This window comes from Dethiosulfatibacter sp. (assembly GCF_983023055.1).
Genome location: NZ_CEZJXU010000239.1, coordinates 1 through 3,907 on the forward strand (window position 1 = coordinate 1; position 3,907 = coordinate 3,907).

Below are 3,907 nucleotides of genomic sequence, written 5' to 3' on the forward strand. Positions count from 1 at the left end.
TTACACCATCTATAATACTTGCATGATTAAGCTCATCGCTTATTACTGCATCTTCTTCATTCAGAATAGTTTCAAAAAGTCCTCCATTAGCATCGAAACACGAGGAATAGAGTATTGTATCCTCCATTTCAAGAAATTCCGACAGCTTTCTTTCCAGAGTTTTGTGGACAGATTGTGTTCCGCATATAAACCTAACTGATGAAAGTCCGTATCCCCATTTGTCATAACTTTCTTTCGCTGCAGTTCTTACTTCTTCATTATTTGCAAGTCCAAGATAATTGTTTGCACACATATTAAGTACCCCAGTTACCTTGTCCGTGTCTATCCTGCTTTTTTGAGGCGATATGATTATCCTTTCTTCTTTCCATAATCCACTGTCCTTTATTTCATCCAGTTTTTCTTCATAGATTTTCTTGATATTCTTATACATTTCTTCCTCCTAATTCCCATTCCAATATTATTTTTCCATAATCCATATAGTGAAAATGATGGGTTATTATCTCTAAAACATTCATGCAACTAAAAAGGCATGGTCCGACTTTAAGTCAAACCATACCTTAATTATACTATAAAATACTAAATTTTGCTTTTCTTTTGAAAATTACTTAAAGCTGTCAATTACTTCCTTGATAAGTCTAGGAGCCCTTCTGCATTTATCTTCAGCTACTGCACAAACTGCAAATCTAAGGCCTTTTCCCAAAGGAACAACAAATACATTTTTTTCAGTTAATGCTTCACTTGCCTCGTATGGTTTGTCACATGGTATGCTGATGAAAAATCCATCCCTGTATGGAACAAGTTCAAGACCGCATTTTTCTGCACCTTCCACAAATGCTTCTGCTCTTTTTCTAAGCATTGATTTGTAGTGGTTCTTTTCTTCAAGGTAGCTCTTTTTAAGATCTTCATTATTGAAAATTTCAGCTATTGTAAGCATTGCACCCCTGTTACCGTTTGACCAGTTTGCTCTAGCTGTATGAAGAGATGATGCATAGAATTCATTTGCAATCAACTCATTGGAAGTTATTCCTATTACAGCACCGTTTCTGAGTCCATACATTGTGAATCCTTTCGATGCACTAAAACCTGCAATTATTAGAATATTGTCAGGTAAATTTGAGAATTTCTTGAAGAATGCTCTTCTTTCATCTCCCTTTCCTGCAAAATCTATATAAGCTGAATCAACAAAAAGAATTATTTTATTTTCTTCATCTTTAGCTTCTTCCTTAAGAAAATCAAGAATCTCATCCCACTCTTCGTCGGATACGCTGTATCCTGTAGGGTTATGTGCTGGTGTATTGATTATGGCCATAAGTCTTTTTTGACGGTCCAATATTTCCTTGAATCTGCTTTTGAAACCTTCCATATTGTAGTTTCCTTCATCATCAAAAAGCTTGTATGTTACAATGTTTCTTCCTGCTTCTTCAGCAATGGTCTGGTAAGGTGACCAGTACCAGTCTGAAGTCAATATCTCATCTCCCTCGTTTGTGTAATTCCAAACAGCTTCCTTTATGGAACCTGAACCTCCGGGAGTTGCAACTACTCTAATATGTGCATCAGGCTTGTATTCTGTAAAGAACACATCTTCAACCACCTTCAAAAACTGAGGCATTCCAGGGATTGCTGAATATGCAGCTATTTCTTCATTTGGCATATCCTTTAAAACACTAAATACTGAATCGAAAGCTATAAGCTTTCCATCATCATCCATCAATGCTCCCAAAGTGGAGTTGATTACGTTTTCACTACCATACTTTTTTATTGCTTCTTGGGCCTTTCCTGCAATTGCAAAAATTGGATCATCTTTCTCAGGCCATTTCGCGTGATTTGCGACCATTATTGGTTTCATAGTTTTACCTCTGATAATTTATTTTACTACGAGAATTATAACATAAGGGTTTTTCAATAACAAATAAAAAAGAGAGATTTATCATCTCTCTTTTTATTTTTAGATAATATAATGTAAATACAAGTAATTTTTTACAATATTCTTGCTTCTCCTCTGTAAACAACTCCCCTATTTCCATTTACAGTCAACACTTCTCCATCCTTTATTATTGATGTAGCATTTTCTGCACCAACTACAACTTCTACACCAAGGTTCATGCATACTATGAATGCATGGGAAGTAAGTCCTCCTTCTTCCACTATTACAGCAGAAGCCTTTTCAATATAAGGCATAAGATCCTTGTCTGTTACAGGTGCAACAAGAATGTCGCCCTCCATAAATTTATTTTCAAAGTCTTTTGGAACAACACCCACTCGGGCTTTACCAACAGCTGTTTCTCTACCTACTCCAACCTTCTTGTAAAGGAGTTCACTTACTACATGAACCTTCAAAAGGTTTGTACTACCAGCAACTCCTACTGGAACACCGGCAGTAATTACAACCAGGTCTCCGTTTTCGATATAACCTACTTCAAGAGCTTTCTGAACAGAGTTTTCTATAACTTCATCTGTCATATCAAGCTTGTCAGTCTTTACAGGTTTTACACCCCAGTACAATGCAAGTTTTCGCATTACCCTTTCGGAGTGGGTAGCCGCAACAATTGACGCCTTAGGTCTGAACTTGGATACTTCCGATGCAGTAAACCCTGATGCTGTAGCGGTTATTATAACTTTGGCATCAAGGGAAAGTACCGTTCTGCAAGTAGCCATACTTATTGCATTTGTTATTGTATTGTCGGCATATAAATTTCTCTTATTAAACATTTCATCATAATCAAGAGAACCTTCAATTTTCATGGCAATGTCCACCATTGTCTTTACCGACCTTACAGGATATTTTCCAGCTGCAGTCTCTCCCGAAAGCATTATTGCATCAGAACCTTCAAATATTGCAGTTGCAACGTCTGAAACCTCTGCTCTTGTAGGTCTTGGATTTCTCATCATAGAATCGAGCATCTGCGTCGCAGTAATTACAGGCTTTCCAGCAATGTTACACTTCTCTATAAGCATTTTTTGAACAAGAGGCACTTCTTCTGCCGGTATTTCTACTCCAAGATCTCCCCTCGCAACCATTATTCCATCAGAAACTTTGATGATGGCATCTATGTTGTTTACACCTTCACGATTTTCAATTTTCGAAATAATCTGTACATGCTCAGCATTGTTTCTTTCAAGAATCTTTCTGATTTCTATTACGTCATTTGCTTTTCTTATGAAGGAGGCCGCAATAAAATCTATATCATTTTTAATTCCAAATTCAATATCGTCAATATCCTTCTTAGTAAGTGCTGGTAATGTTATATCCACATTAGGTATGTTTACACCTTTTTTGTTCTTCACCGTACCCGCATTGTTTACAACACATTCTATATCCGTATCATTTACTATTTCAGTAACCGTAAGTCCTATAAGACCGTCGTCAATGAGTATATTATCGTTCACCTTGACATCCTTTGCAATATTATCATAGGTAACGCTGCATAGACCGTCTTTTCCCATTACATTTCTCGCAGTAATGATGATTTTCTGTCCTATTTCCATCTCTACGAATCCCTTTTCGAATTCTCTTGTTCTTATTTCAGGACCCTTTGTATCAAGCATTATTGCTATAGGCTGGTTAAGCTCTTCCCTTATCTCCTTAACCATGTTAAATCTCTCAAGATGTTCTTCATGATTTCCGTGTGAAAAATTCATTCTGGCAACATTCATACCTGTATTGATCATTTGAGACAGTGTTTCCTTGTCCTGTGATGCAGGACCAATTGTACATACAATTTTGGTTTTTCTCATAATTCCTCCGTTTATATTGACAATATTTTTGTCAATTCATATGCTTCATAGTCAAATTGTTTTTCTATTTTCAAAGCTTCTTCGATATCTTGATGAAACAGTTTACCATCTTTTGTTCCCAGAACAACATTGCTTATTCCGTCAACAAGAAGTTCTACACCCTTGGCTCCCA

Annotated in this window: 3 protein-coding genes; all 3 read right to left on the reverse strand. The window is 36.5% G+C overall.

Going from position 1 to position 3,907, the window contains the following annotated elements:
• A partial coding sequence (locus tag AC3AX0_RS08820; RefSeq protein ID WP_487549929.1) for an aminotransferase class I/II-fold pyridoxal phosphate-dependent enzyme occupies positions 1-430 on the reverse strand: 430 nt, incomplete at its 3' end.
• A gap of 171 nt (positions 431-601) precedes the next feature.
• Entirely contained in the window at positions 602-1,846 is a 1,245-nt protein-coding gene (locus AC3AX0_RS08825; protein WP_487549930.1) for a pyridoxal phosphate-dependent aminotransferase, read from the reverse strand.
• A gap of 131 nt (positions 1,847-1,977) precedes the next feature.
• The gene (pyk, locus tag AC3AX0_RS08830) at positions 1,978-3,735 is read right to left on the reverse strand and encodes a pyruvate kinase (protein WP_487549931.1); all 1,758 of its coding nucleotides are present in this window, start codon (positions 3,733-3,735) and stop codon (positions 1,978-1,980) included.
• Positions 3,736-3,907 lie beyond the last annotated feature (172 nt).

What these genes read in the sequence shown, in the direction of transcription:
- pyk (WP_487549931.1), bottom strand. Translation starts at nt 3,735, where the DNA reads ATGAGAAAAACCAAAATTGTATGTACAATTGGTCCTGCATCACAGGAC.
- AC3AX0_RS08825 (WP_487549930.1), bottom strand. Translation starts at nt 1,846, where the DNA reads ATGAAACCAATAATGGTCGCAAATCACGCGAAATGGCCTGAGAAAGAT.